Annotated in this window: 25 protein-coding genes; 16 read left to right on the top strand and 9 right to left on the bottom strand. The window is 50.7% G+C overall.

Features of this window, described 5'->3' with window-relative positions; all coding sequences use genetic code 11:
• Positions 1 to 66 precede the first annotated feature (66 nt).
• Both rsgA and B0F88_RS11625 read right to left on the bottom strand, forming a co-directional pair.
• Entirely contained in the window at positions 67 to 954 is an 888-nt protein-coding gene (gene rsgA, locus B0F88_RS11620; protein ID WP_104424106.1) for a ribosome small subunit-dependent GTPase A, read from the bottom strand.
• Positions 947 to 2194 carry a M48 family metallopeptidase gene (locus B0F88_RS11625; RefSeq protein ID WP_104424107.1) on the bottom strand — a complete coding sequence of 416 codons (1248 nt, stop codon included), beginning with the start codon at positions 2192 to 2194 and terminating at the stop codon, positions 947 to 949. Before B0F88_RS11625 ends, rsgA begins: the two co-directional genes overlap by 8 nt.
• Before the next feature lie 87 nt (positions 2195 to 2281).
• On the opposite strand from B0F88_RS11625, the gene orn reads away from it, so the two are divergent.
• The 8 genes from orn (at position 2282) to brnA (ending at position 8442) form a co-directional block, all read left to right on the top strand.
• Positions 2282 to 2827, top strand: coding sequence for an oligoribonuclease (orn, locus tag B0F88_RS11630; RefSeq protein ID WP_104424108.1), 546 nt, complete (start codon positions 2282 to 2284; stop codon positions 2825 to 2827).
• A gap of 3 nt (positions 2828 to 2830) precedes the next feature.
• Positions 2831 to 3538: a fluoride efflux transporter CrcB gene (crcB, locus tag B0F88_RS11635; RefSeq protein ID WP_104424109.1), complete on the top strand. Its 708-nt coding sequence runs from the start codon at positions 2831 to 2833 to the stop codon at positions 3536 to 3538.
• Positions 3539 to 3637: 99 nt separating this feature from the next.
• Positions 3638 to 4909, top strand: coding sequence for a serine--tRNA ligase (gene serS / locus B0F88_RS11640; RefSeq protein ID WP_104424110.1), 1272 nt, complete (start codon positions 3638 to 3640; stop codon positions 4907 to 4909).
• 173 nt (positions 4910 to 5082) lie between these two features.
• Positions 5083 to 5331 carry a DUF2281 domain-containing protein gene (locus tag B0F88_RS11645; RefSeq protein ID WP_104424111.1) on the top strand — a complete coding sequence of 83 codons (249 nt, stop codon included), beginning with the start codon at positions 5083 to 5085 and terminating at the stop codon, positions 5329 to 5331.
• A 99-nt stretch (positions 5332 to 5430) separates the two neighbouring features.
• Positions 5431 to 6873, top strand: a complete 1443-nt coding sequence (locus tag B0F88_RS11650; RefSeq protein ID WP_258076643.1) for an Eco57I restriction-modification methylase domain-containing protein — start codon at positions 5431 to 5433, stop codon at positions 6871 to 6873.
• A complete protein-coding gene (locus tag B0F88_RS11655; protein WP_104424112.1) occupies positions 6870 to 7823 on the top strand; it encodes a BsuBI/PstI family type II restriction endonuclease in 954 nt (317 codons plus the stop codon). Before B0F88_RS11650 ends, B0F88_RS11655 begins: the two co-directional genes overlap by 4 nt.
• 42 nt (positions 7824 to 7865) lie before the next feature.
• Complete coding sequence (locus B0F88_RS11660) at positions 7866 to 8198, top strand: BrnT family toxin (RefSeq protein WP_258076644.1); 333 nt, start codon at positions 7866 to 7868, stop codon at positions 8196 to 8198.
• The gene (gene brnA / locus B0F88_RS11665) at positions 8188 to 8442 is read left to right on the top strand and encodes a type II toxin-antitoxin system BrnA family antitoxin (protein WP_104424113.1); all 255 of its coding nucleotides are present in this window, start codon (positions 8188 to 8190) and stop codon (positions 8440 to 8442) included. Before B0F88_RS11660 ends, brnA begins: the two co-directional genes overlap by 11 nt.
• A gap of 64 nt (positions 8443 to 8506) precedes the next feature.
• Here brnA and B0F88_RS11670 read toward each other — a convergent pair whose 3' ends face one another.
• The 7 genes from B0F88_RS11670 to B0F88_RS11700 form a co-directional block, all read right to left on the bottom strand.
• Positions 8507 to 9070 carry an L-threonylcarbamoyladenylate synthase gene (locus tag B0F88_RS11670; RefSeq protein WP_104424114.1) on the bottom strand — a complete coding sequence of 188 codons (564 nt, stop codon included), beginning with the start codon at positions 9068 to 9070 and terminating at the stop codon, positions 8507 to 8509.
• A 46-nt stretch (positions 9071 to 9116) separates the two neighbouring features.
• Positions 9117 to 9434, bottom strand: coding sequence for a nucleotidyltransferase domain-containing protein (locus tag B0F88_RS11675; protein WP_104424115.1), 318 nt, complete (start codon positions 9432 to 9434; stop codon positions 9117 to 9119).
• Complete coding sequence (locus B0F88_RS11680; RefSeq protein ID WP_104424116.1) at positions 9434 to 9847, bottom strand: nucleotidyltransferase substrate binding protein; 414 nt, start codon at positions 9845 to 9847, stop codon at positions 9434 to 9436. Before B0F88_RS11680 ends, B0F88_RS11675 begins: the two co-directional genes overlap by 1 nt.
• Positions 9848 to 10135: 288 nt before the next feature.
• Entirely contained in the window at positions 10136 to 12448 is a 2313-nt protein-coding gene (gene topA / locus B0F88_RS11685; protein ID WP_104424117.1) for a type I DNA topoisomerase, read from the bottom strand.
• A 104-nt stretch (positions 12449 to 12552) separates the two neighbouring features.
• Positions 12553 to 13020 carry a DUF494 family protein gene (locus tag B0F88_RS11690; RefSeq protein ID WP_104424118.1) on the bottom strand — a complete coding sequence of 156 codons (468 nt, stop codon included), beginning with the start codon at positions 13018 to 13020 and terminating at the stop codon, positions 12553 to 12555.
• A gap of 14 nt (positions 13021 to 13034) precedes the next feature.
• Positions 13035 to 14087, bottom strand: a complete 1053-nt coding sequence (dprA, locus tag B0F88_RS11695; RefSeq protein ID WP_104424119.1) for a DNA-processing protein DprA — start codon at positions 14085 to 14087, stop codon at positions 13035 to 13037.
• A gap of 50 nt (positions 14088 to 14137) precedes the next feature.
• Positions 14138 to 15325: a LysM peptidoglycan-binding domain-containing protein gene (locus B0F88_RS11700; RefSeq protein ID WP_104424120.1), complete on the bottom strand. Its 1188-nt coding sequence runs from the start codon at positions 15323 to 15325 to the stop codon at positions 14138 to 14140.
• 96 nt (positions 15326 to 15421) lie between these two features.
• On the opposite strand from B0F88_RS11700, the gene def reads away from it, so the two are divergent.
• The 8 genes from def (at position 15422) to rpsI (ending at position 23201) form a co-directional block, all read left to right on the top strand.
• Positions 15422 to 15928 (top strand): peptide deformylase, encoded by a 507-nt coding sequence (gene def, locus B0F88_RS11705; protein ID WP_104424251.1) that lies wholly within the window; start codon positions 15422 to 15424, stop codon positions 15926 to 15928.
• Positions 15929 to 15930: 2 nt separating this feature from the next.
• Positions 15931 to 16857 (top strand): methionyl-tRNA formyltransferase, encoded by a 927-nt coding sequence (gene fmt, locus B0F88_RS11710; protein WP_104424121.1) that lies wholly within the window; start codon positions 15931 to 15933, stop codon positions 16855 to 16857.
• Positions 16858 to 16864: 7 nt separating this feature from the next.
• A complete protein-coding gene (rsmB, locus tag B0F88_RS11715; RefSeq protein WP_104424122.1) occupies positions 16865 to 18151 on the top strand; it encodes a 16S rRNA (cytosine(967)-C(5))-methyltransferase RsmB in 1287 nt (428 codons plus the stop codon).
• A complete protein-coding gene (locus tag B0F88_RS11720) occupies positions 18129 to 18749 on the top strand; it encodes a DUF4390 domain-containing protein (RefSeq protein ID WP_104424123.1) in 621 nt (206 codons plus the stop codon). The genes rsmB and B0F88_RS11720 overlap by 23 nt, the downstream gene beginning before the upstream one ends.
• Complete coding sequence (locus B0F88_RS11725; RefSeq protein ID WP_104424124.1) at positions 18731 to 20878, top strand: sensor histidine kinase; 2148 nt, start codon at positions 18731 to 18733, stop codon at positions 20876 to 20878. The genes B0F88_RS11720 and B0F88_RS11725 overlap by 19 nt, the downstream gene beginning before the upstream one ends.
• 14 nt (positions 20879 to 20892) lie before the next feature.
• Positions 20893 to 22254: a sigma-54-dependent transcriptional regulator gene (locus tag B0F88_RS11730; RefSeq protein WP_104424125.1), complete on the top strand. Its 1362-nt coding sequence runs from the start codon at positions 20893 to 20895 to the stop codon at positions 22252 to 22254.
• Between the two features lie 111 nt (positions 22255 to 22365).
• Positions 22366 to 22794, top strand: coding sequence for a 50S ribosomal protein L13 (rplM, locus tag B0F88_RS11735; RefSeq protein WP_104424126.1), 429 nt, complete (start codon positions 22366 to 22368; stop codon positions 22792 to 22794).
• A gap of 11 nt (positions 22795 to 22805) precedes the next feature.
• A complete protein-coding gene (rpsI, locus tag B0F88_RS11740) occupies positions 22806 to 23201 on the top strand; it encodes a 30S ribosomal protein S9 (RefSeq protein ID WP_104424127.1) in 396 nt (131 codons plus the stop codon).
• Positions 23202 to 23286 lie beyond the last annotated feature (85 nt).

Raw genomic sequence — 23286 nt, forward strand, 5'->3', positions numbered from 1 at the left:
ATGACTTTTTTAGCCACCGATAATCTTTTTTATTGTAGGAGATTGATACAAGTTACCGATCCGCAATCAGGCATACGATGTCGGCATTTTTTCCCTGAGTTTTAAAAATCGCTGATACCGCGTCATTGAAATATCCCTGTTTTCCGCAGCCGCACGCACCGCGCAGCCTTTATCAACCAGATGGCGGCAGTCCTTGAACTGGCATTTATCAATCAACGGCTGGAATTCGCGGTAGCCGTAAGCCAGTTGTTGTTCGGTCAGGCCTGCCAGCCCGAAGATGGCGACGCCGGGGCTGTCGATTAAATCGCCGCCTTCGGCCATGTGGTACAGCGTTGCGGCGGTGGTGGTGTGCCGCCCGTGTTTGGTGGTTGCCGAGATGGTGTTGGTTTTCAGTTCCTTGTCGGGAATAATCGCATTGGTCAGCGATGACTTACCGACGCCGGATTGCCCCGCTAGAATACTGACTTGATCTTTTAAGGCGCGTTTCAATTCATCCAGGCCAGAACTCTTCGCTGCGCTGACCCGGTACAGCGCGTAGCCCAGGTTGGTATAGTCCAGCAGTTCCTGTTCAATACCGGCCGATTGTGCCAGATCGGTTTTATTCAGCACCAGAGCCGCGTCGATATTGCGGTTTTCGCAAATCGCCAAGTATTGGTCTATCAGCAAGAAATCGCAATAAGGTTCGACCGCAAAGACGACAAATACGGTGTCGATATTGGCGGCAACCGGGCGGGTCTTGCCGTTTCTGGACGGGCGCATCAACAGCGAACGCCGGGGCTGGATTTCTTCTATGCGGCCTTGGTCGGGCGAGGATTGCGTCCATAACACCCGGTCGCCGACTGCGACGGTTTCAAGCCGCCGCAGGGTTTGGCAAAGCACGATTTTGTCGCCGTGTTCAACCGCAATGCCCTGGCCTAGATGGGAGATGACCAGTCCTTCGATTAACTCAGACACGTATTTTGGATTCTAAATTGGCGATACGGATAGCCGCAGGCGGGTGGCTGTAATGGAAAGCGGAATACAGTGGGTCCGGCGTCAAGGTGCTGGCGTTTTCTTCAAACAGCTTGACCAGCGCGCTGACCAGTTTTTCGGCTTTGGCGTTGTTTGACGCGAAATCATCGGCTTCAAATTCGAATTTGCGCTGAAAATAGGCGGTGATCGGCTGCATAAAAAAGGTAAACGACGATGACACCAACATGAACAATAATAATGCGGCGGCGTGCGACGGCTGCTGTACGCCCAGGCCGTTGTAAAACCATGGCTGGTCGATCAGCCAGCCTAAAATCGCAAAGCTGATCAGCGTCATAACGGCATTGGCAACCAGCATCTTGATCGTGTGCTTGCACTTGAAGTGTCCCAGTTCGTGAGCCAGTATGGCTTCCAGCTCTTCATCCTCCAACGAGTTGACCAAGGTGTCGAAAAAGACGATACGTTTGTTGTTGCCGAGGCCGGTAAAGTAAGCGTTGCCGTGGCCTGAACGCTTGGAGCCGTCCATGATGAAGATGCCCTGGCTGCTGAAACCGCAGCGGGCAAGCAAACCCTGAATACGCTCTTTTAACGAGCCTTCTTCCATCGGGGTGAATTTATTAAATAACGGCGCGATCACGGTAGGGAACAGCCAGCTCATCAACAGCGCAAAGCCCATCAAGATGCCCCAGGCCCACAACCACCACAGCGAGCCGATGCTGTCCATGACCCACAGGATTAAAGCCAGCAACGGCATGCCGATCGCGGCGATCAAAACCAGTTGCAGCAGTTGGTCCTTGATGAATTGCTGCGGGGTGCTTTTGTTAAAACCGAATTTTTCCTCAATCACAAACGTTTGGTAGACGCTGCTGGGGATTTCAACCAGCGTCATGACCAGGAACACGCTGCCTACAGCCACCAAACCCGCCATCAACGGGCTGGAAATTATCGATGCCCAAAATTCAAAAGCGAAATTAATCCCGCCGCCGAGAGTCATCACTAACAGCAGGATAACGCCGATGAGGCTGTCTATATCGCCCAGCCTGCTTTTTTCCAGCGTGTAGTCGGCCGCTTTTTGATGGGCTTCCAGCGAGACGGTGTTTTTGAACGCTTCGGGCACCGCTGATCGGTGTTTGGCAACATAATTGGCGTGTCGCTTAGCCAGCCAAAACTGGACTGAAAAAGAAAGGGTTAGCGCGATTAAAAAGACGATGGTAAAGCTGTTCATGAGCCGGATTCTTCAAAGTTTAAGGTTAGACGTACAGATTAGCCAATGCTACACTAACCGCCCCCTTATATACAATGGAATCGACAAATGGCGCAGGACCCATCGCATCTTATCTGGATAGACCTCGAAATGACCGGGCTGGACCCTGACAGCGATCTGATTATCGAGATTGCTACGATTATTACCGATAAAGATTTGAATATTCTGGCCCAAGGTCCGGTGTTGGCTGTGCATCAGTCCGATGCGGCGTTGGCGGCAATGGACGAGTGGAACCAGCAGCACCACGGACAATCCGGCTTAATCGAACGGGTCAAAGCCTCCACTATCGATACCGCGGAAGCGGAACGGCAAACGCTTGAATTTTTAAAGCAATGGGTGCCGGAAAATACCTCGCCGATCTGCGGCAACAGCATCGGCCAGGACAGACGCTTTTTGTACCGTTACATGCCTAAGCTGGAAGCGTATTTTCATTACCGCAATATCGATGTTTCAACGGTTAAAGAGCTGGCCGCCCGATGGGCGCCGCAGGTAAAAGACGGTTTTCAAAAAGCGTCCTCGCATCAGGCCTTGGACGATATTATCGAGTCGATTGAAGAGCTGCGTTATTACCGCGAGCACTTCATCAGGTTTTAACTTATGAACCAGATCCTTGCTGTTGCGCTGGGCGGATCGTTCGGAGCGGTGATTCGCTTCCTGGTGTCATCGGGTATTTACCAGTGGCTGGGGCGCGGCTTTCCGTATGGCACCTTAGTCGTCAACGTGATCGGTTCGTTTATGCTCGGCTTGCTGACCGAATCGCTGATGCAGCAACGCATCACCATCACCTTCGAATACAGGGCGGCCATTTTGGTCGGTTTTATCGGCGCGTTTACCACTTTCTCCACGTTTTCCTTGGAAACGTTTTATCTGATAGAGCAGGGCAATTTAACCAAAGCGGCGCTGAATATATTCACCAGCGTTACGGCCTGCATAGTGGCGATCTGGATCGGCTTGCTGTGCGGCAGAGGGCTGTTTTATTATGCGGGCGGCGTTATCCAATGGTCGGACGGCATGATTCCTTATGCGTTGATGACCATTAACGCGATAGGCGCGTTTTTGATCGGCATCATCGCGACTATTTTATTGCAGAAAGTGGCGCTGGCCGTGGAATACCGCGTCGTATTGACCGTGGTCTTGGTGGGCGTCTTTTTAACTCTATCCGGCTTATATCTGCTGCTGTATTTGGTGGAGCATGGCTATTCATTCGATGCCAATTTGAATTTAATGCTGGGCACGTTTGTAGGCAATGGCCTGATTTGTGTTTTGGTGATTTGGATGGGCTTGCTGGTGGGTAGGCAGATTTGAGAGGCGAAAGGCAAAGGGCTAAAGGCACATGCTTTTTTCGCCCTTTGCCTTTCGTCTTTCGCCTCATATATATTTTAATTTTAAGGTAATCATTTAATCATGTTAGATCCCCGCTTATTCAGAACCGAGCTTGATTTTGTTAAGGAACAGCTAAACAGACGTTCATTCGATTTTAACCCCGAGTATTACTCCGAGCTGGAAGCCCGGCGCAAAGACATCCAGGTTAAAACCCAGGAATTACAGAACGAACGCAACAGCAGCTCGAAAGCCATCGGCATCGCCAAAGCCAAAGGCGAAGACGTGCAGCCGCTGTTGGATCAGGTTCAGCATCTGGGCGACGAACTGAAAGCCGCGGAAACCGAATTGTCCGACATTCAGGCAAAAATGACCGCCCTGATGGAAGGCATTCCCAACATCCTTGATGAATCTGTGCCGAACGGCAAAAGCGAAGACGACAATCTCGAAATCAGCCGCTGGGGCGACATTCCGAGCTTCGATTTCGAACCCAAAGACCATGTCGATTTAGGGGCAAAGATAGGTATGGATTTTGAGCTGGGCGCAAAAATCGCCAGTGCAAGATTCGTCGTATTAAACGGGCCGCTGGCACGCTTGCAACGGGCCATCATCCAGCTGATGCTCGACACCCATACTTCCGAACACGGTTACAGCGAAACCTACGTGCCGTTCCTGGTCAATGCCGACAGCTTGCGCGGCACCGGTCAATTGCCGAAGTTTGAAGCCGACCTGTTCAAGGCCAGCGATGATCCCGCCTTATACCTGATTCCGACCGCCGAAGTGCCGGTCACCAACATCGTCAGGGACGTGATTATCGACGCAAAGGACCTGCCGCTTAAATTCGTCTGCCACAGCCCCTGTTTCCGCAGCGAGGCCGGCGCCTACGGCCGCGACGTAAGAGGCATGATCCGCCAGCACCAATTCGAAAAAGTCGAAATCGTGCAAATCGTTGCACCAGAAGATTCAGTCCGTGCTCATGAAGAGTTAACCAGTCATGCGGAAGCCGTGCTGAAAAAACTCAACCTGCCTTACCGCAGGATGTTGTTATGCGCAGGCGATACCGGCTTTTCATCAAGCAAAACCTATGACCTGGAAGTCTGGCTGCCGGGACAAAACACCTATCGGGAAATATCATCATGCAGCAACTTCAAAGACTTCCAGGCGCGCCGCCTGCAAGCGCGCTGGCGCAACCCGGAAACCGGCAAGCCCGAGCTGGCGCATACCCTGAACGGCTCAGGTCTGGCGGCGGGCAGAACGCTGATTGCGGTCATGGAAAATTATCAGGATGCAGAAGGACGTATCCATATTCCTGATGCATTGCGGCCTTATATGGGCGGGTTGGAAGTTATTGGATAGCCGTGGCATGCAGCTTTTGAGCTTTCAACTTAACACAGGAGACAGTTTAAGGTTAAGCCGTTCGTGGTGAGCTTGTCGAACCATGAACGGCTTAACCTTCCACTCTTCGACAAGTTCAGGGTGAATGGTTAAGCTTTGCCACTTGTCAATATTTAAAAATTGAGGCTAACACCATGAATACAGCAGAAAAGATTTATCAGGGTGTACAGGATTTTCCAGAGCCGTTGGCTTTAGAAGTTTTGCATTTTGTCGAGTTTTTAAGACTTAAAAATCAACCCTCAATAAACCAGGAATTAGAGCAAAAAATTCAGCAGGGAATTAATCAGTCTGACAGCGATTTGGGGATTACAGTAGACGATGAGTATGTTGATAAGTTAAACCAACGGGTTCAGCAACGGCTTGATGTATCCCGGACAAACTGATGGCGTATCAAGTCATCAAGCTGATGAAGAGCAAGAAGAATTAGGCCGTAAAAAGGAGTCGTATAATTGTTAACAGCGGTTGAACAAACAAGATTGAGGGTGTCAAAAAATACCGAGGCGAAACGAAAATCGCAACTCGGTCAATTTCTCACGCCCGCTAGAACGGCTCAGTTTATGGCCGGTTTGTTTATATCGAAAGACAGCCTTGACTGTCGTTTGCTTGATGCCGGTGCCGGCATTGGTTCGCTTTCAAGCGCATTTCTTGAGCGGTGTATTGCTGATGAATTGACTTTTAGAAAGGTAGAAGTAACTGCCTTCGAACTAGACAACCTTATCCACGAAGAATTAAATGACTTGCTTTCAAGCTACAAGAACAGACTGCCGCTTGCCTATGAAATATTGGGTAACGACTTTATTGAGCAGGCTGTCAATAGAATACAATTTGATTTTGGCAATGGATTTACTCACGCAATCCTAAACCCACCCTATAAAAAAATCAGTAGCAATTCCCGCTACCGCCTATTGCTTCGACAGGTAGGGATTGAGACAGTAAATCTCTATTCCGCTTTTGTCGCCTTGGCTCTGGCAATGATGGAGCCGGGTGCGCAGATCGTTGCGATCATTCCGCGTAGCTTCTGCAATGGGCCGTATTACCGGCCTTTTCGCGACTTTATACTTGAGCGGGCTGCAATTCGACGCATACATCTGTTCGGCTCGCGTAGCAAGGCATTCAAGGATGATGATGTGCTGCAGGAGAATATTATTGTGTTGCTTGAGCGTGATGGGCAGCAAGGTGACGTGACGGTGACTACATCGACCGATGACAGTTTCGCTGACCTCATAACACATACGCATCCATTTGACCGGATCGTGTTTCCCGACGATTCAGAACGTTTTATTCATGTACCGACTTCGCCAGAGCGCAACGTCATCGAACTTTCAAATGCAATTCACTGTTCGTTGGATGACGTTGGCATCAAGGTGTCGACAGGGCCGGTTGTCGATTTTCGGTTGAAAGAGTATCTCCGTGATATGCCGGAACCGGACACTGTGCCGCTGTTGTACCCCGCGCACTTTGCCGGGCAAAATATCGAATGGCCGAAATTTGGCATCAAAAAGCCAAATGCTATCCAGCGTAATTCCGAGACGGAAAAGTGGCTGTATCCGAATGGTTTCTATTGCGTGGTTCGTCGTTTTTCATCGAAGGAAGAAAAACGGCGAATCGTTGCCAGCGTTGTGCAGCCGGCAACTTTTGGCGATGCCCAAATGTTGGGTTTAGAGAACCATCTGAACGTGTATCACGAGAACAGGCATGGCTTGCCGGAAGCTCTTGCGCGTGGTTTGGCTGTATACCTCAACATGACCGGCGTTGATGAAAACTTCCGCCGTTCGAGCGGGCATACCCAAGTTAATGCCACCGATCTTAAGATGATGAAGTACCCAAGTCGGAAGGTGCTGATTGCGCTTGGGGAATGGGCAAAGCGCTGCGGCGAGCCTACGCAGAACATGATCGATGAGCAATTGGATAAGTTGAGCTCATGACGGCAAAAAATAACAGGCATATCGGCGAGGCTCATAATATCCTCATTTCTCTTGGTTTACCGCGTGCGCAACAGAACGAACGATCTGCGTTGTGTCTGCTGGCAATGCTGAATCTGGTTCCCGGCAAGTCGTGGGTGCAGGCTGAAAATCCGCTTGTCGGTATCACTCCAATCATGGATTGGTCGCGTGAGCATTACGGCAAGGATTATGCCCCAAACTCACGAGAGACGTTTCGACGCCAGACAATGCACCAGTTCGTTGATGCTGGGATCTCTCTCTATAATCCTGACAAGCCGGATCGACCGGTGAATAGTCCAAAGGCTGTTTATCAGGTCGCCCCCGCTGTACTGACGCTATTGCGTAGTTTTGGCACAGCCCAATGGCACGACAATCTGGCGACTTACCTATCTTTGAACCAGACGCTGGCGGCAAAGTACGCAATGGAGCGCGAGCAAAACCGCATCCCGATGCAGGTTGCACCGGGTAAGGAAATTACCCTCAGTCCGGGTGTGCATAGTGAGCTGATCCGCGCCATCGTGGAAGACTTTGCCCCGCGCTTTGCGCCCGGTAGTGTGTTGATCTATGCCGGTGACACTGGCGACAAGTGGGGATACTTCGATGCGGTCTTGCTGGCCGAGTTGGGTGTTGATGTCGATTCACACGGCAAGATGCCTGATGTGGTATTCCACTTCGTCGAGAAAAATTGGTTATTACTGGTGGAGTCTGTCACAAGTCACGGGCCGGTTGATGGCAAGCGTCATGCGGAGCTGGCGCAGCTGTTCGCCGGATCAACTGCTGGACTTGTCTATGTGACCGCTTTTCCCAATAGGACGATCATGGGTCGTTATCTTAGCGAAATCGCATGGGAAACCGAAGTGTGGGTGGCGGACGCACCGTCGCATCTTATTCATTTTAACGGTGTGCGTTTTCTTGGGCCGTATATTTCCTAGTTTTCACGTATCGTGTATGGAAACAGGATGTAGTGTTTGTCTATGATGGTATTATCCTCACAGACAACAGCAAGCTTGTTATATGACCTACTTTGGTATATTTTCTATACCATGATTAAATTTGAATTTGATGAAAACAAGAGTCACTCAAATCTTGAAAAGCATGGTATTGATTTTGTGGATGCTCAGCAGCTTTGGGATGATGCTGATTTGCTTGAGATCCCGGCAAAAACAGCAGATGAACCACGTTTCTTGGTTATTGGCATGATTACCGGAAAACATTGGTCTGGCGTGATTACATACCGAAATGATTGCATAAGAATTGTGTCCGTTCGCCGGTCACGAAAAGAAGAGGTAGTCTTATATGAAAGCTGATGAATTCGATAAAAAATTTGATGAGGGTGGCGATATTCTGGATGCTTTGGACTTATCCAAAGCAAAGAGAACTATGCACGATCAGAAGCGTGTGAATGTTGACTTTCCCGCTTGGATGATCGAATCCTTAGATAAAGAAGCCGACCGGATCGGTGTGACGCGTCAGTCCATCATAAAAGTATGGTTAGCTGAGCGCCTTGAAGAATTGGCGGCTAACAAAGCATTGCAACAAGCAAGTCGCTGAGTTTATTGCTTTATCACTCCAACTCAGGAGCGATGTAAAACTCCGAGCGATTGCGTCTGTCGAATCAACGCAACCGCGTCCCGCTCATCGCATCGTAAATAGCGGTTTCCTGTGCCAGCTCGCCGACTTTGCCGTGAACGATAAAAATATCGGCATCGGCATCGGCAAAGGTTTTTAGCAACTTTCTCGATTCTTTGATGGCGGGCCGGGTCGTCGGGTTGGCGCTGGTGGATACCAGCGGGCTGCCGAATTGGGCGCACAAGTCTCGGGCCACAGGGTGATTGGTTACTCTGACGGCCAGGGATTTATGTTCGCCTTTAAGCCATTTCGGAACCCAGGGCTGGGCCGGAATAACCCAGGTCACAGGGCCGGGCCAAGTGGGGGTTATGCGGTCGATGATGGTTTGGTTTAAGACGAGGTAGGGCCGCAGTTGCTCCAGGGATGAGGCGATCAGTATCAGGCCTTTCTCTATCGGGCGTTGTTTGATGTCGAGCAGGGCCATGACCGCCGCTTCGTTGAGCGGGTCGCAGCCTAAGCCGTAGACGGCTTCCGTGGGGTAAGCGATCACTGCTCCGGCTTTGAGATGGCGGACGGCGTTTTTTATTTTGAACAGGGAGTGGTAGGGCATTTTTTAGTTTACCGGGGCTAAGTTGCTTTTGCTTTGAACTTATTCATCACGCCATCAGTGCCTCATTCAATTCGCCGCGCCGATAAATCACTACCCCGACGCGATCAATATGCGCCTTTAAGTCTTCATGTTTCAGGCTTTCGTAATGCGTTACGTCAAACAGGTAAGGGGTGGGCAGGTTGTCCAGTGCTTCGAGCAAGTCCGCCGAGCAGTCGGTAGGGCTGCTGAAGGCCAGGTCGATGTCGGAGCCTCGTTCATAATTGCCTTTGGCGCGAGAGCCGTAAATCTTGACCCAAACAATTTCCGGATATCGCTGCAAGCAAGCCTGAATAGCCGCCAGAGTCTCCGCGCTTAAACCGAACATCAAGCCAGCCTTGCGAGCAGGTATTGATGAAGTTGCTCCAGCCCTCCCATATAACGCTGGCAAATATGGCTTACCGCTTTGAGCGCGCGGGACTCGTCGTAAGTGTGGGCCATCAGGTTGCGGTCTTCAAGCATGTCTATCCACAGCTGGCCGTCGATGATGATGTCGTTGGCAAAAGCCTGTTTGATGACTTCCCGCGGCAGCTTCACGTCGATGCCGTTGTACTTGAGGTAGTCCTTCATGGTTTTCCATGACAGCTCAAAGGTCATTTCAAACGCCTTGATCAGCGCCATTTGGATCAAGTCATTGTTGGGAGTTTGCGCGTTGGCCTGTACGGCGTGCTGTAGCCTTTGATAAGCCGATTGCAGATTTTCGTAGCGTTGTTTCCAGCGGATGTCTTGTTGTGTGTTCATGCGATCAGTGCCTCGTTGAGTCCGTCCAGCAGCGACTCCATTTTTGCTCCGAACAGTTTGGGCTAAGTGGGTTCGTTTCCGTTTCGCGAAGCTGGAGCTTCGCCATTAGCAGTTCCCAATCTGGAGAGACTGTGAAAGTATTGTAAAAGCCGGTTTAAAAAACTTTTTTCAAGTTATTGATTTTTTTAGATAATTTCTGGATTGCAAACCTAGGTTTGCACTCCAAATTCTTAATGCTTTCACAGCCTCTGGAGATTGGGAACCAGCCGAGTGAGCCGAATGCCGACGCTACTTAGGCCCCAGTACATCCGCCGGATCGCCTTCATACGGCGTTGCGTATTTGCAGTCTTTTTGCGGACAAACCTTTTCCACGCCGCGCCGTTTGGTTTCCTTGACGGTTAATATAGGCCACGCGCATTCCGGGCAGCTTTCTTTGATCGGCGCGTTCCATAATGCGTAATCGCATTTCGGGTATTCCGAGCAGGAATAGAATATCTTGTTGTTCCGGGACTTGCGCTTGAGGATGTTGCCTTTCTTGCATTGCGGGCACTCGACGCCGGTGTCTGTCGGTTTTTCCAAAGGCTCGATATGTTTGCATTTGGGATAGCCGCTGCAACCGATAAATTTGCCGTAGCGTCCGGTCTTGATCACTAAAGGCGATTCGCATTTAGGGCAGACGCGGCCTTCCACGACTTCGGGCTCGTCGCCGGCGCCGCCATCGTCGTTCAGGTTGCGGGTATAAGAGCACTCGGGATAGTTGGTGCAGCCGATAAACCGGCCGTTCCGGCCTAAACGGATCGACAGCGGGCTGCCGCAATCGGGGCATTTTTCGTCGATGGCCTCCTGGGTGACATCCTTGCGCTGGACGCTTTCTTCTTTTTCCTGAATCAGCGTGGTGAAAGGTTGCCAGAAATCGCGCATTAACGGTATCCAGTCTTTTTCTCCCCGCGACACAGCATCCAGTTCGTCTTCCAGGTTGGCGGTAAAATCGTAATCGACGTATTTGGTGAAATGCTCGGTCAGGAATTTGTTGACGATTCGGCCGACATCGGTCGGGTAGAAGCGTTTGCCGTCCAGAGTCACGTATTCGCGGTTTTGCAGGGTCGAAATAATCGACGCATAGGTTGATGGACGTCCGATACCGTGTTCTTCAAGGGATTTTACCAGGCTGGCTTCGCCGTAGCGTGGCGGCGGCTCGGTGAAGTGCTGTGCGGCATTGATGTCGTTAAGCTGGACCGGGCGGCCTTCTTCCATCGGCGGCAGGAAGCTTTCCTTGTCGTCGCTCTCGTTGCTGTCGTCTTTGCCTTCCAGATAGGCGGTCATGAAGCCGGGATGGGCGATTGTGGAGCCGGTCGCCCTGAATACGTGTTTGCCGTCGCCGCAGGTCAAGTCGACGGCGACCATGTTCAGCGTCGCATGAATCATCTGGCAAGCGATCGTGCGCTTCCAGATCAGTTCGTAGAGCTTGAACTGTTCGATGCTCAGGTGCGCTTTTAGCTGGCTCGGCAAGTACCTTGGATAAGTCGGGCGTATCGCTTCGTGCGCTTCCTGGGCGTTTTTCGATTTGGTCTTAAAGACTCGAGGTTCTTTCGGCACATTCTCGGCGCCGTAGTTTTCGGCAATTAGCGCGCGGATTTCCTCGACGGCGTCTACCGACAGGTTGACCGAGTCGGTACGCATATAGGTGATCAAGCCGGCGGTTTCGCCGCCTATATCGATGCCTTCATACAGTTGCTGGGCAACGATCATCGTGCGCTTGGTGGTAAAGCCCAGTTTGCGCGAGGCCTCCTGTTGCAGCGTCGAGGTGATGAACGGCGGGGCAGGGTTGCGTTTTTGCTGTTTCTTCTCCAGCTTGGCGACCATTAATTGGCCGTCCGCAGCATCCAATAAGGTTTGCTTGGTTTTTTCCGCCAGCTCTTCATTGGTGATGCTGAATTGCGTGACTTTTTCGCCGTCAAACTGGGTCAGTTTGGCTTTAAAGGCTTGATCCTGCGCGGTTAATGCTGCATCGATAGTCCAGTATTCGCGGGATTTAAAGGCTTCGATTTCAAGCTCGCGCTCGACGATCATACGCAAAGCGGGGCTTTGTACGCGGCCTGCCGACAAGCCGCGGCGGATTTTTTTCCATAACAGCGGCGACAGGTTAAAGCCGACCAGATAATCCAAAGCACGGCGCGCCTGTTGAGCATTGACCAAATTGATCGCAACTTCCTCCGGGTTGGCGATGGCTTCGGTGACGGCTTTTTTGGTGATTTCATGGAACACAACCCGGTACACCGGCTTGTCTTTGAGCAGTTTTTTTTCTTTCAATAATTCAAGCAAATGCCAGGAAATCGCTTCCCCTTCTCTATCAGGGTCGGTCGCCAGATATAAGGCGTCCGAGGCTTTAAGGGCTTTGCTGATGGCTTGTACGTGTTTTTGGTTGCGGTCGATGACTTCGTATTTCATTGCGAAGTCATGATCCGGGTCGACAGCGCCTTCTTTGGGGATCAGGTCGCGCACATGTCCATATGAGGCCAGAACCTGAAAATCTTTGCCTAAGTATTTTTCTATGGTTTTGGCTTTTGCAGGCGATTCTACGATGACGAGATTTTTACTCATTTATTTAAAAGGATGAAAGGCGAAGGGCTAAAGACGAAGGGCGAAGGGCTAAAGGCGAAAGTGTACGTTTTTTTGCCTTTAGCCCTTCGCCTTTCGCCTATTTTTTAATGCAAATAAGTTGGGATAAGGTCATAGACTATATCTTCCATTCTGGAGAAGGCGATTTCCTCATCCGGTTGGCTGAGCAATACCATCAGCACTATCCATTTTAGCTTTTCCATCGATATTTCTTCATTTTCCAGCGCCATGGCCCGGTCGATGACAATTTCCCGGTTGGCTGAGTTCAGGATGCCGCTGTTCTCAAGAAATATAAGCAAGTTGCGGCATTCAAGATCCAGTCTGGCCTTTTCCTGAGTGCAGAAAATGCGGAATGCTGGCGAGGCGGATGCTTTTATCGCCCGTTGCAGGCTAAGCGACTCCAGCCAGTCGAAAGCTTTATTGACTTCGATTTGTTCAAAGCCTGCTTCCAGCAATTCCGTTCTGACGACATCACTGTCTGGAAGTATTTCAATTTCATCTTCCATATAGTTTTCGAATAAATACATCAGGACATCAAAAATATTTTCTTTCATGGGCTCTTGGTTGGTTATTTGATTCGAGTATAGCAGCCGCCGGGGGTTGCCTCTATGTAACCTTGCAGTTCCAAAATCAGTAACATTGACGAAATAACTTCGACGGATTCGTTGGCGTTTTCAACCAGAGTATCGATAGAAGTTGGGCTAAACATGACAAGATTCAATAATGTTTGTTGCTCCAGGTCAAGTGTTGATTGCATCGTCGGTGGGGTGAATTTTTCATCCTGTTGATTATATTGATTTAGTTCTTCAAGAATATCTTGGGTTGTTTCGACAAGTTTTGCCCCTTCGCGGATTAACGCGTTGCAACCGCGGGCCAGCGGGTTATGAATGGAGCCGGGTATCGCAAACACTTCGCGGTTTTGTTCGAGCGCCATCCGGGCCGTAATTAGCGAGCCGCTTTGTTTGGCGGCTTCAACCACCAGCAAGCCTTGGCACAGGCCGCTGATAATGCGGTTGCGTCGGGGAAAATGGTTGGCTTTGGCGGTCGTGCCGGGCGGGAATTCCGAAATTATCGCTCCGGTATTGACGATTTCGGTGGCCAAGTCCTTATGACAGGCAGGGTAGACACGATCCAGCCCGGTTCCGGCTACCGCAACCGTATAGCCGTTAGCCTTTAATGCGCCCTGATGGCCGGCTGCATCAATGCCTAAAGCGAGTCCGCTGGTAATTACAAAACCGTATCGGCTCAGGATTTTGGCAAAGTTAAAGGCGATGTCCAGGCCTGAAGTCGAAGGGTTGCGGCTGCCTACGATTGCAATCTGCGGCAGCGATAGCAATTCAGGGTTGCCGCGCACGAACAGAATAGGCGGAGGGTCGGCGATTTCCTTTAACAGCGGCGGATAGTCCGCGTCGTCGAGGGTGATTGCGCTGTTGTTGTCTTGATTCAGCCAGTTCAGGTCGTAGTCGATACGAGACCAGTCAGGGTTCCTGAGCGCATTGACGATGTCGCTTTTCAGGCCCAAGGCGCTCAGTGCGGATGACGATTCCGCAAATAATTGTGCGGGCGTATGACTTTCGAGCAAGCGGAGGAATGTTCGGCAACCGATTCCGGGCGTGCGCAATAGCGCAAGCCAGTATTTTATGTCTAGGCCGGTTTGTTGTGAGGTAATGTTCAGGGGGTTTGGACTTTGTCTAAGACATGAAGGGCCTGGGTCGCTTTCATGACCAGGGCGTAACTGACGCGCTCAAACGGGCGGAAAACCATCAGCGTGCCGGCGACTTCATCGGGAAGGGTAACGGTATCGCTTTTAGTCGGGCTGTAAAAATCTCTGACAACCTTGCCGCTTTTATAAATATCCAACTCGTGTCCGACTAAAAGGCCGTCTGCGGCGCCTTTGTTTATGACGACCACACTATACCGGCCGATTTGGGAAACGCCGCCCAGTACACTGATAATGCTGCCTTTTACACTTTGCTCAGGCGGACGGGGAAAATAATTTAACGCAATATCTTCCTCGGTATTGGGCATGGTCCGGTCGCCGGTGCGAATTTCTCCGGCTGCTTTGGTTACGGCCAAGGTTGCAGGGTCGCCGGTTTGTTGCAATAAGCTGTCGGCGATATATTGCGCTTCATAGCCTAGGATTTCCCCGCTTCCCGGGTCGATATAAGTTTTTCCCGGCCGGTAAATGGTGTGTGCCGGGTTTTTCGAGTCGGTTATCGAACGGACGTAAACATGGTCGCCGGTTCCCGCAATGATATGCTCGCCGGCAAAGGCGACAATATAGGGCGCATTGGTCAGTTCATCTTCACCGACTACTTTGGGCGATGACAGGTAACTTGCTATGGTTTCGACAGGAATTAACCGGATTGCTTGTTTTAGATTGGTTTCCCGGATGCAGGGCAGTAACTTGCCATCTTCGGCGACGGCGAAGTCTTTACGTCCGTATTTATAGTCTTCTTCCCGAAGCACGCAGGGAGAATTGGAGACGGCTTGGGTCTGGGGCAGCTCGCTTCTGGAAAGACTGAGCTGCGGTTTGCCGTCGACCATCGAAAAATAAAGCGTGTCGCCGGGATAAATAAGGTTAGGATTTTTAATCTGGGAATTGCGGCTCCACAACTCAGGCCATTGCCAAGGATGCTTTAAAAACTTACCGGACAGTTCCCATAATGTATCGCCTTTGACGACGGTATATTGGTCGGGGTGGGACGGGTTTACTTGTATTTCATCACGGGCTGTCCATGCCGGTGTCCCTGTGGGCGCATTGCGTGCCAATCCGCTCCAGGCGGATTGGTCATCGGCCCACACGCTTAAGCTGATGAGCAGAGAAGCGACCAATCCTGTGAGTGTTCGAAAAGCCATTTGGGGTCCTGAGGAGTCTTTTTATGCTATGTGAATTCAAAGTTTAGAGGAATTCAGATAGAATTCCAGTATTCAATTATTATAGTGGAGAGTTTGTTGAGTATTCTATCTATTCTCGAGTTTCCGGATGAACGGTTGCGGAAGAAGGCGGCAATCGTAAAAACGGTCGATGATAACGTCAAAAAATTGGTCGATGATATGCTTGAAACCATGTACGAATCGCATGGCGTAGGATTGGCCGCAACGCAGGTCAACGTGCATCAGAGGATAGTCGTCATTGATGTCAGCGAGGAAAAGGACAGTCCGTTATGTTTAATCAATCCTGAGATTATTGAAAAAGACGGGGTTAAGGAGTCCGAAGAGGGCTGTCTTTCGGTACCCGGTTTTTTTGAAAAGGTGAACAGGGCAGAACATATCATCGTGAAAGCGCTCGACAAGGAAGGAAAGTCTTTTGAATTAAGCGCCAGGGATTTGCTGGCCGTATGCGTTCAGCACGAGTTGGATCATTTGGACGGAAAACTGTTTGTTGATTATATTTCGCCGTTAAAACGGCAGCGGATTAAGAAAAAATTGGAAAAAATTCATAAAAAGGAAGTGGGTTGAGTATGAGGATTATTTTTGCCGGAACGCCTGAGTTCGCCGTGCCTTGCTTGCAAGCGTTGCTGGACTCCGAGCACGAGGTTTGCGCCGTTTACACCCAGCCCGACCGTCCGGCGGGCCGGGGCCGCAAGTTGCAGCCAAGTCCGGTTAAGGAACTGGCGGTAACTGCCGGAATCCCTGTTTATCAGCCGCTTACGATGAAGACCGCCGAGGACTTGCAGCAGATTCGTGCATTGAATGCCGATTTGATGGTCGTGGTCGCTTACGGCGTGATTTTAACGCAAGACGTTCTGGATGCGCCCAAGCTGGGCTGCATCAATGTGCATGCGTCATTGTTGCCGCGCTGGCGCGGAGCCGCGCCGATTCAGCGGGCATTGATGGCCGGTGATCAAAAGACCGGCGTGACCATCATGCAGATCGTGCGCAAACTCGATGCCGGCGATATGCTGCATAAGGAAGAATGCGAAATCGGCCTGGCCGATACGGCCGGCGATTTGCATGACAAATTGGCTGCGTTGGGCGCAACCGGACTGTCTAAAGTGCTGGCGCAGATAGAGGCCGGAACCGTTCATCCCGAGCCGCAGGACGAGGCGCTGGTGACCTATGCCGAAAAACTGGAAAAAAGCGAAGCGGCTATCGACTGGACCCAACCTGCTGCGGATATAGCGCGAAAAGTAAGAGGCTTGAATCCGTGGCCTGTCGCGCAGACGCTTTGTCAAGGCAATGTGTTGCGCATCTGGCGGGCGGCGGAAGCGGATGATTCGTCCGTACAGATGGAACCCGGCACTGTGCGTTGTGCCGATAAACAGATGGACGTGGCGACCGGCTTCGGCTTTTTAAGGTTATTGGAAGTGCAGTTGCCGGGCGGAAAACGCATGCCCGTCCAGGCTTTTTTGAGCGCTCACGACGTTAACGGAGTACAGTTAGGTTGAACACCCGGTGAATACACGATTAGCCGCGGCCCGGGTATTGTCCCGTGTTTTGCAGGACGGACAGTCCTTAACCGCCGCCTTGGATAATGCCTTTCCGGTCATAGAATCAGGTAAAGACCGGGCTTTCATTCAAGCGCTGTGCTATGGCGTTTGCAGGCAATTTCACCGGCTGGACTTTATTTTAAGTCAATTACTGGATAAACCGCTAAAAGATGCCGACGTTAAGGCGCTGGCTTTGGTGGGTTTGTACCAGCTTAAATTCATGCGGGTAAAGCCCCATGCGGCAGTGTCCGAAACGGTTTTGGCCGCGCGCAAAAAACCGTGGGCCAAGTCGCTGATCAATGCGGTGCTCAGAACCTATCTGCGCGAGCAGGAAGGACTTGAACATAAGGCTGATAAATTCCAGGCCGCAGCGCTGAGTCATCCCGATTGGCTGATCAAGCAAATTGAGCGGGATTGGCCGGAGCAGGCGTTAAATATTTTCTTGGAAAACAACCGGCAACCGCCGATGGTGTTGCGGGTCAATCTGGCGAAAACCAGCCGCGAAAGTTATCTGCAACGACTAACCGGGCAGGATATAGCGGCCCAAGCCGTCAGCTTTTGTCCGTCGGCGATCAGGCTGGACAAGCCGGCGCCTGTGGAGTTGCTGCCCGGCTTTGCCGACGGGCTGGTTTCCGTCCAGGATGCCGCCGCGCAACTGGCGGCCGGATTGCTGGATGTGCGGCCGGGACAACGGGTGCTCGATGTGTGCGCCGCGCCGGGTGGAAAAGCGGCGCACATTCTTGAAACTCAACTTCAGCTGAAAGAGTTGGTTGCTGTCGATATAGACGGGGCCAGAATGCAGCGGGTCAGCGAAAATTTGCAGCGTTTAAACCTGCAAGCCAAACTGGTCGTCGGCGATGCGGCAAAGCCCGAAGAGTGGTGGGACGGCCAGCTGTTCGACCGGATTTTACTGGACGCGCCGTGTTCGGCCTTGGGCGTTATTCGCCGTCATCCCGACATTAAATTATTGCGCAGAGCCGAGGATATTGGGCAATTGCAGGTTTTGCAAAAATCCATCCTGCAAGCCGTCTGGCCGCTATTAGCGCCCGGCGGGTTATTGCTCTATGCGACCTGCTCCATTTTGAAGCAGGAAAACGAGCAACAGGTCCAAGCTTTTCTAGCCGGGCGCAACGATGCGGTCGAGTCGCCTATAGAGGCAGACTGGGGGAGCGCCGGAGCATGCGGGCGGCAGATTTTTACCGGTGAATCGGCAATGGACGGGTTTTATTATGCGCGCATCGGCAAACAATAAGTCTTTATTGCTGTATTGTTTTTTGGTCTGGCTGCCGCCTGCTTTAGGTCATGCCGACACGCCTGTACCGAGCACATCCGAAGTGCCTGTCCTGAGCCGAGTTGAAGGGTTCGGCGTGGTGGTGAAAAATGCCGAGATTGCTTTGCAAGGCGATAGCTATGTGTTGGCTGCGGATATAGATTATCAGCTTAGTCCACGGGCAAAGGAGGCGTTGCAAAACGGTGTGCCTTTGTATTGGGATATACATGTCAAGACGCAACAGCATCGCGATTTTTTTTGGGACAAGACGCTGAGTAAGTCCGCTATACGTTACCGCATTCAGTATCACGCCTTATTGAATATGTACCGGGTCAGGAATGAGGGCGGCGGGGAGATATATAATTTTTCCACGCTGTCTGCGGCGCTTGATCTGATGTCAACGATACGTGATTTTCGCGTAATGGATAAGGCGTTTTATGAGTCGGGAAAGCGCTATGCGGTAGGCATAAAAGTAACGCTGGACCGGGACGCTCTGCCTTTACCGCTCCGCCCGGTCGCCTATGCTAACCCTCAATGGTACTTATCCAGTGATTGGACATTATGGCCTTTGACAAAATAAAACCCCCCGTCAGTCTATCCATATTAGCGCTGTTTGGCCTGATTTTGCTGTTGCTGCAGCTGATGAGTTCGGCAACGCAGGAATCTTCAGAACTGAGCGCGATGTATTCATGGCTGCTGTTGGTCAACGCGCTGGGTTCGGTGGTGTTGTTGGGACTGGTTGGGGCCAATATTTATTCTCTGGCGCGGCAGTTAAAAAAACGCGAGGCGGGGTCGAGGCTGACCACGCGCATGGTGTCGCTGTTTGTTGTATTGGCTTTGGCTCCTGCGGCTATTGTGTTTTATTTTTCGATGCAGTTTCTGCATCAGGGGATCGATAGCTGGTTTAATGTCGAAATAGACCGGGCGATGGAGGATGCGCTGGAGTTGAGTCAGGCATCGTTAGATCAGCGGATGCGCTGGCATTTGCGGCAAACGCAGCAGTTGACCGGGAAGTTGGTCGAATCGTCGGAAACCCAGGCGACGCTGGAAATAGAAAATTTGCGTCAACTTTCCGGGGCCTCCGAGATGACGCTGTTCTCCCGGCAAGGCAGGATTATTGCATCAAGCAGCATCAATCCCAGCGATATTTTGCCGAGTTTGCCGGATGAGCATATCTGGTTGCAGCTGCGGCAGAATGCGGAATATGTCGCCTTGGCGCCGGTACGCGAGGATGAATTGATGATCCGGGTTATCGTCGCTATTAAGTCAAAAGAGCCGCAATATTTGCAGGCTTTATATCCGGTGCCGGTAAGAATCGCCGATTTGGCCGACTCGGTCGAATTCGCCTTTGTGCGTTACCAGGAGATGCATTTTTTAAGGCACTCATTAAAGTTGAGTTTCTCCCTGGCCTTGTCGCTGGTTTTGTTGATGAGTTTATTGGCGGCTATCTGGGTGGCCTTTATCAGTATCCGTAATATTATCGCGCCGGTAAAGGCGCTGGTTAAGGGGACGCAGGCGGTGGCTTCAGGGCATTACGACCAGGAACTGCCGGTCATTGCCCAGGATGATTTGGGCTTTCTGGTGGAGTCTTTTAATGAAATGACGCACCGTATCGCCAGAGCTAGCGATGAAACCCGGATGGCCGGTATTGAGGTGGAAAACCAACGGGCTTATCTGGAAACGATATTGGCGAATTTAACGGCCGGCGTGATCAGCTTTGATGCGGGGCATAAGATACGCACGGCGAATCAGGCGGCGTACAGGATTTTCCATATTCATGTGAATCAGTTTGTCGGGCGGACTTTGCTGGAATTGGTTCAGGGTTATGCAGAATTGGCCGAGCCGTTAAAATCGATTCAGCGCTTATTGGAGCAAGCCGACGATATATGGCAGCAGCGGATCGCCTTTTTAGGCCCTAATGGCCGGCAGGAATTGCTGTGCCGAGGCACGCCGCTGTTTTCCCAGGAAGGTTACCGGGTCGGGGCGGTGGTGGTTTTTGACGATGTAACCGACCTGATCCAGGCGCAAAAAAACGCAGCCTGGGGGGAAGTGGCGAGAAGGCTGGCTCATGAAATCAAGAATCCGTTAACACCGATACAGTTATCGGCGGAACGCTTGCAGCACAAGCTGGCTGACAAGCTGAACGACGTTGACGCGGGTATGTTGCAGCGCTCAACCACCATCATCGTGCAGCAGGTTGAGGCGATGAAGGAAATGGTCGATGATTTTTCGGAATACGCCAAGCCGTCCAAGAAACAGACCGTGGATATCGATTTGCCCGCATTGGTTCAGGAAGTGTTGGCGCTTTATGCGCTAAAGTCGGGGGTCAAATTTAAAGCCGATTATGATACCGGTTTGTTGATGATTAAGGGGGATCCGGTTAGTATCAGGCAAGTGCTGCACAACTTGATAAAAAATGCGCTGGAAGCGATAGATGCTAATGGCGTGATTGAAATAAGCCTGCACCGGGTGCAGAAAAATAATACCGATTTTATCGAAATAGCGCTTTACGATGACGGGCCGGGCATTAAAGACGAGCAAATCGAGCAAATCTTCGAACCTTATGTAACCACCAAGGCCAAGGGAACCGGCTTGGGATTGGCGATAGTCAAAAAAATAATAGAAGAACATGGCGGTGCGATATGGGTCGACACCAGCCGTAAAGTGGGAGCTGGATTTATTATCCAGTTTCCGGCGTGTAATTTTTGAGATGTCGTAAAGTTATGAATGCACACATACCACGTATATTGGTTGTAGATGATGAGCCTGACATTCGCCGCTTGGTCTGCGAAATTCTTGAAGATGAGGGCTATCAGGTTGCTACCGCAGAAAATGCCGGTGCAGCACGGGAATTAAAAAAATCCAATGCTCCCGATTTGATCCTGCTTGATATTTGGATGCCGGATACCGATGGCATTACCTTGTTGAAAGAATGGGTGGCCGAAAAAGCCCTGCTTTGTCCTGTGGTGATGATGTCGGGACACGGTTCCGTTGAAGCGGCTGTCGAGGCCACCCGGTTGGGGGCTTATGATTTTCTTGAGAAGCCGTTGTCTCTGGCAAAATTATTATTGATCGTGGAAAGGGCTTTGGAAGCCAGCAGTCTGCAAATAGAAAATGCAGGGCTTAAGCAGCAGCTGGCCGCCGATATTGAACCGGTCGGCAAGAGCGCAACCGTTGCGCGAATCAAGGATCAATTAAAGCGCTTGGCTCAGCATGACGCCAGGGTGTTATTTTCCGGTGAGGCGGGTGTTGGCAAGGAAATGTACGCGCGATACCTGCACAATAATAGCGCGCATCGGGACGGTCCCTTTGTCGACGTGGCGGTAGGCAGCATATCGCCGGAAAATTCGGCGGTCGAATTTTTCGGCAAAGAGGATGGGGGCAAGATTTACCCGGGCTTATTGGAAAGGGCGCATAAGGGAACGCTGTTTTTAGGTGAAATCGGCGGCATGGATAAGGAAACCCAACTGAGATTGCTTGGCGCTTTGGAATCAAGTTCGTTTTTGCGGGTCGGCGGCAGCGAGGCGGTTCGCGTCGATGTCCGTGTGGTGGCCTCAACCCGGATCGCTCTGGATGAGGAGGTCAAGGCCGGACGGTTTCGGCAGGACTTGTATTATCTGCTGAATGAGGTCTCGCTGGATATTCAACCGCTTCGGGAGCACAGTGAAGATGTGCCGGCGTTACTGAGTTTTTATGTCGATTATTTCGTCAGTCAGGATCGATTGTCTTTTCGGAAATTTTCGATGGCGGCGCAAAACTTTTTGCGCAACTACAGCTGGCGTGGCAACGTTCGGGAATTGAAAAACCTGGTGCAGCGCTTGATGATTTTGGGTGCCGGGGAAGATATAGAGTTGGATGAGGTGAAGGCGGCGTTAGGGTCGGTCATGAGCGACACCGGTACATCTCAAACAGTGCCTGAGTTTTTTAATTTACCGTTAAAAGAGGCCAGGGATCATTTTGAGAAGTCCTATCTGGAATATCATTTTGAAAGAACCGGCGGCAGTGTGGCAAAATTATCGACCGCAGTAGGCATGGAACGGACACATCTTTATCGCAAATTACATTCGTTGAATATAAAATTATAAATATAAAGCATCGCCCTTGAATATAAATCATAAATAAACTTGAAAGATATGGTAATCCTTAGTAAAATTTCGCTCTTTATATTGAGCCTTTAACAGAAAGCCTAAGCAACGATGAAAACATTTAGTGCAAAGCCAGCAGAAGTTAAGCGTGATTGGTACGTGGTCGATGCAGAAGGAAAGACGCTTGGTCGTCTTGCTTCTGAAATTGCGCTTCGTCTTCGCGGTAAACATAAACCAGAATACACACCGCATGTTGATACCGGTGATTACATTATTGTAGTGAATGCAGAGAAGATAGGCGTTACCGGCAATAAAGAACAAGATAAATTGTATCAGCGCCACACAGGTTATATCGGTAATCTCAAAACCGTTACCTTGGGTAAATTAAGAAAAACTTTCCCTGATCGTATTCTTACTACAGCAGTTAAAGGTATGTTGCCTAATAATCCGCTGGGTCGTGCAATGTTCAAGAAATTGAAAGTTTATGCAGGTCCTGAACACGATCATCAGGCTCAACAGCCACAAGTATTAGAATTATAAGCGGGTAGATCATGGTAGCAGCAGCTCAGTACTACGGAACAGGTCGTCGTAAATGTGCAATAGCACGCGTTTACGCAAGGTCAGGTACCGGAAAAATCACTATTAACACAAAAACTCTCGAAGAATATTTTGGTCGCAAAACTGACCAGATGGTTTCTCGCCAACCGCTGGGTTGTGTTGACATGGAAGGTAAATTCGATATTAACGTGATCGTTAAAGGCGGCGGTCCGTCAGGTCAGGCTGGCGCTATCCGTCACGGTCTGACGCGTGCGCTGATGGCATACGATGAAGCTTTGCGTCCAGCACTTAGAAAAGCCGGTTATGTTACCCGCGATTCACGTATTGTTGAGCGTAAAAAAGTCGGTTTACACAAAGCCAGAAAGCGTCCACAGTACTCGAAACGTTAATCGATTACTTCATTATGAGGTAACTCGCGTTACGCATATGGAAATAAAAAGGGCTGCATTCCTAGGATGTGGCCTTTTTTTATGG

The sequence above is a fragment of the Methylobacter tundripaludum genome (assembly GCF_002934365.1).
Taxonomy (GTDB): Bacteria; Pseudomonadota; Gammaproteobacteria; order Methylococcales; family Methylomonadaceae; genus Methylobacter_A; species Methylobacter_A tundripaludum_A.

What these genes read in the sequence shown, in the direction of transcription:
- B0F88_RS11625 (WP_104424107.1), bottom strand. Translation starts at nt 2,194, where the DNA reads ATGAACAGCTTTACCATCGTCTTTTTAATCGCGCTAACCCTTTCTTTT.
- orn (WP_104424108.1), top strand. Translation starts at nt 2,282, where the DNA reads ATGGCGCAGGACCCATCGCATCTTATCTGGATAGACCTCGAAATGACC.
- crcB (WP_104424109.1), top strand. Translation starts at nt 2,831, where the DNA reads ATGAACCAGATCCTTGCTGTTGCGCTGGGCGGATCGTTCGGAGCGGTG.
- serS (WP_104424110.1), top strand. Translation starts at nt 3,638, where the DNA reads ATGTTAGATCCCCGCTTATTCAGAACCGAGCTTGATTTTGTTAAGGAA.
- B0F88_RS11645 (WP_104424111.1), top strand. Translation starts at nt 5,083, where the DNA reads ATGAATACAGCAGAAAAGATTTATCAGGGTGTACAGGATTTTCCAGAG.
- B0F88_RS11655 (WP_104424112.1), top strand. Translation starts at nt 6,870, where the DNA reads ATGACGGCAAAAAATAACAGGCATATCGGCGAGGCTCATAATATCCTC.
- B0F88_RS11660 (WP_258076644.1), top strand. Translation starts at nt 7,866, where the DNA reads ATGATGGTATTATCCTCACAGACAACAGCAAGCTTGTTATATGACCTA.
- brnA (WP_104424113.1), top strand. Translation starts at nt 8,188, where the DNA reads ATGAAAGCTGATGAATTCGATAAAAAATTTGATGAGGGTGGCGATATT.
- B0F88_RS11670 (WP_104424114.1), bottom strand. Translation starts at nt 9,070, where the DNA reads ATGCCCTACCACTCCCTGTTCAAAATAAAAAACGCCGTCCGCCATCTC.
- B0F88_RS11675 (WP_104424115.1), bottom strand. Translation starts at nt 9,434, where the DNA reads ATGTTCGGTTTAAGCGCGGAGACTCTGGCGGCTATTCAGGCTTGCTTG.
- B0F88_RS11680 (WP_104424116.1), bottom strand. Translation starts at nt 9,847, where the DNA reads ATGAACACACAACAAGACATCCGCTGGAAACAACGCTACGAAAATCTG.
- topA (WP_104424117.1), bottom strand. Translation starts at nt 12,448, where the DNA reads ATGAGTAAAAATCTCGTCATCGTAGAATCGCCTGCAAAAGCCAAAACC.
- B0F88_RS11690 (WP_104424118.1), bottom strand. Translation starts at nt 13,020, where the DNA reads ATGAAAGAAAATATTTTTGATGTCCTGATGTATTTATTCGAAAACTAT.
- B0F88_RS11700 (WP_104424120.1), bottom strand. Translation starts at nt 15,325, where the DNA reads ATGGCTTTTCGAACACTCACAGGATTGGTCGCTTCTCTGCTCATCAGC.
- fmt (WP_104424121.1), top strand. Translation starts at nt 15,931, where the DNA reads ATGAGGATTATTTTTGCCGGAACGCCTGAGTTCGCCGTGCCTTGCTTG.
- B0F88_RS11720 (WP_104424123.1), top strand. Translation starts at nt 18,129, where the DNA reads ATGCGCGCATCGGCAAACAATAAGTCTTTATTGCTGTATTGTTTTTTG.
- B0F88_RS11725 (WP_104424124.1), top strand. Translation starts at nt 18,731, where the DNA reads ATGGCCTTTGACAAAATAAAACCCCCCGTCAGTCTATCCATATTAGCG.
- B0F88_RS11730 (WP_104424125.1), top strand. Translation starts at nt 20,893, where the DNA reads ATGAATGCACACATACCACGTATATTGGTTGTAGATGATGAGCCTGAC.
- rplM (WP_104424126.1), top strand. Translation starts at nt 22,366, where the DNA reads ATGAAAACATTTAGTGCAAAGCCAGCAGAAGTTAAGCGTGATTGGTAC.
- rpsI (WP_104424127.1), top strand. Translation starts at nt 22,806, where the DNA reads ATGGTAGCAGCAGCTCAGTACTACGGAACAGGTCGTCGTAAATGTGCA.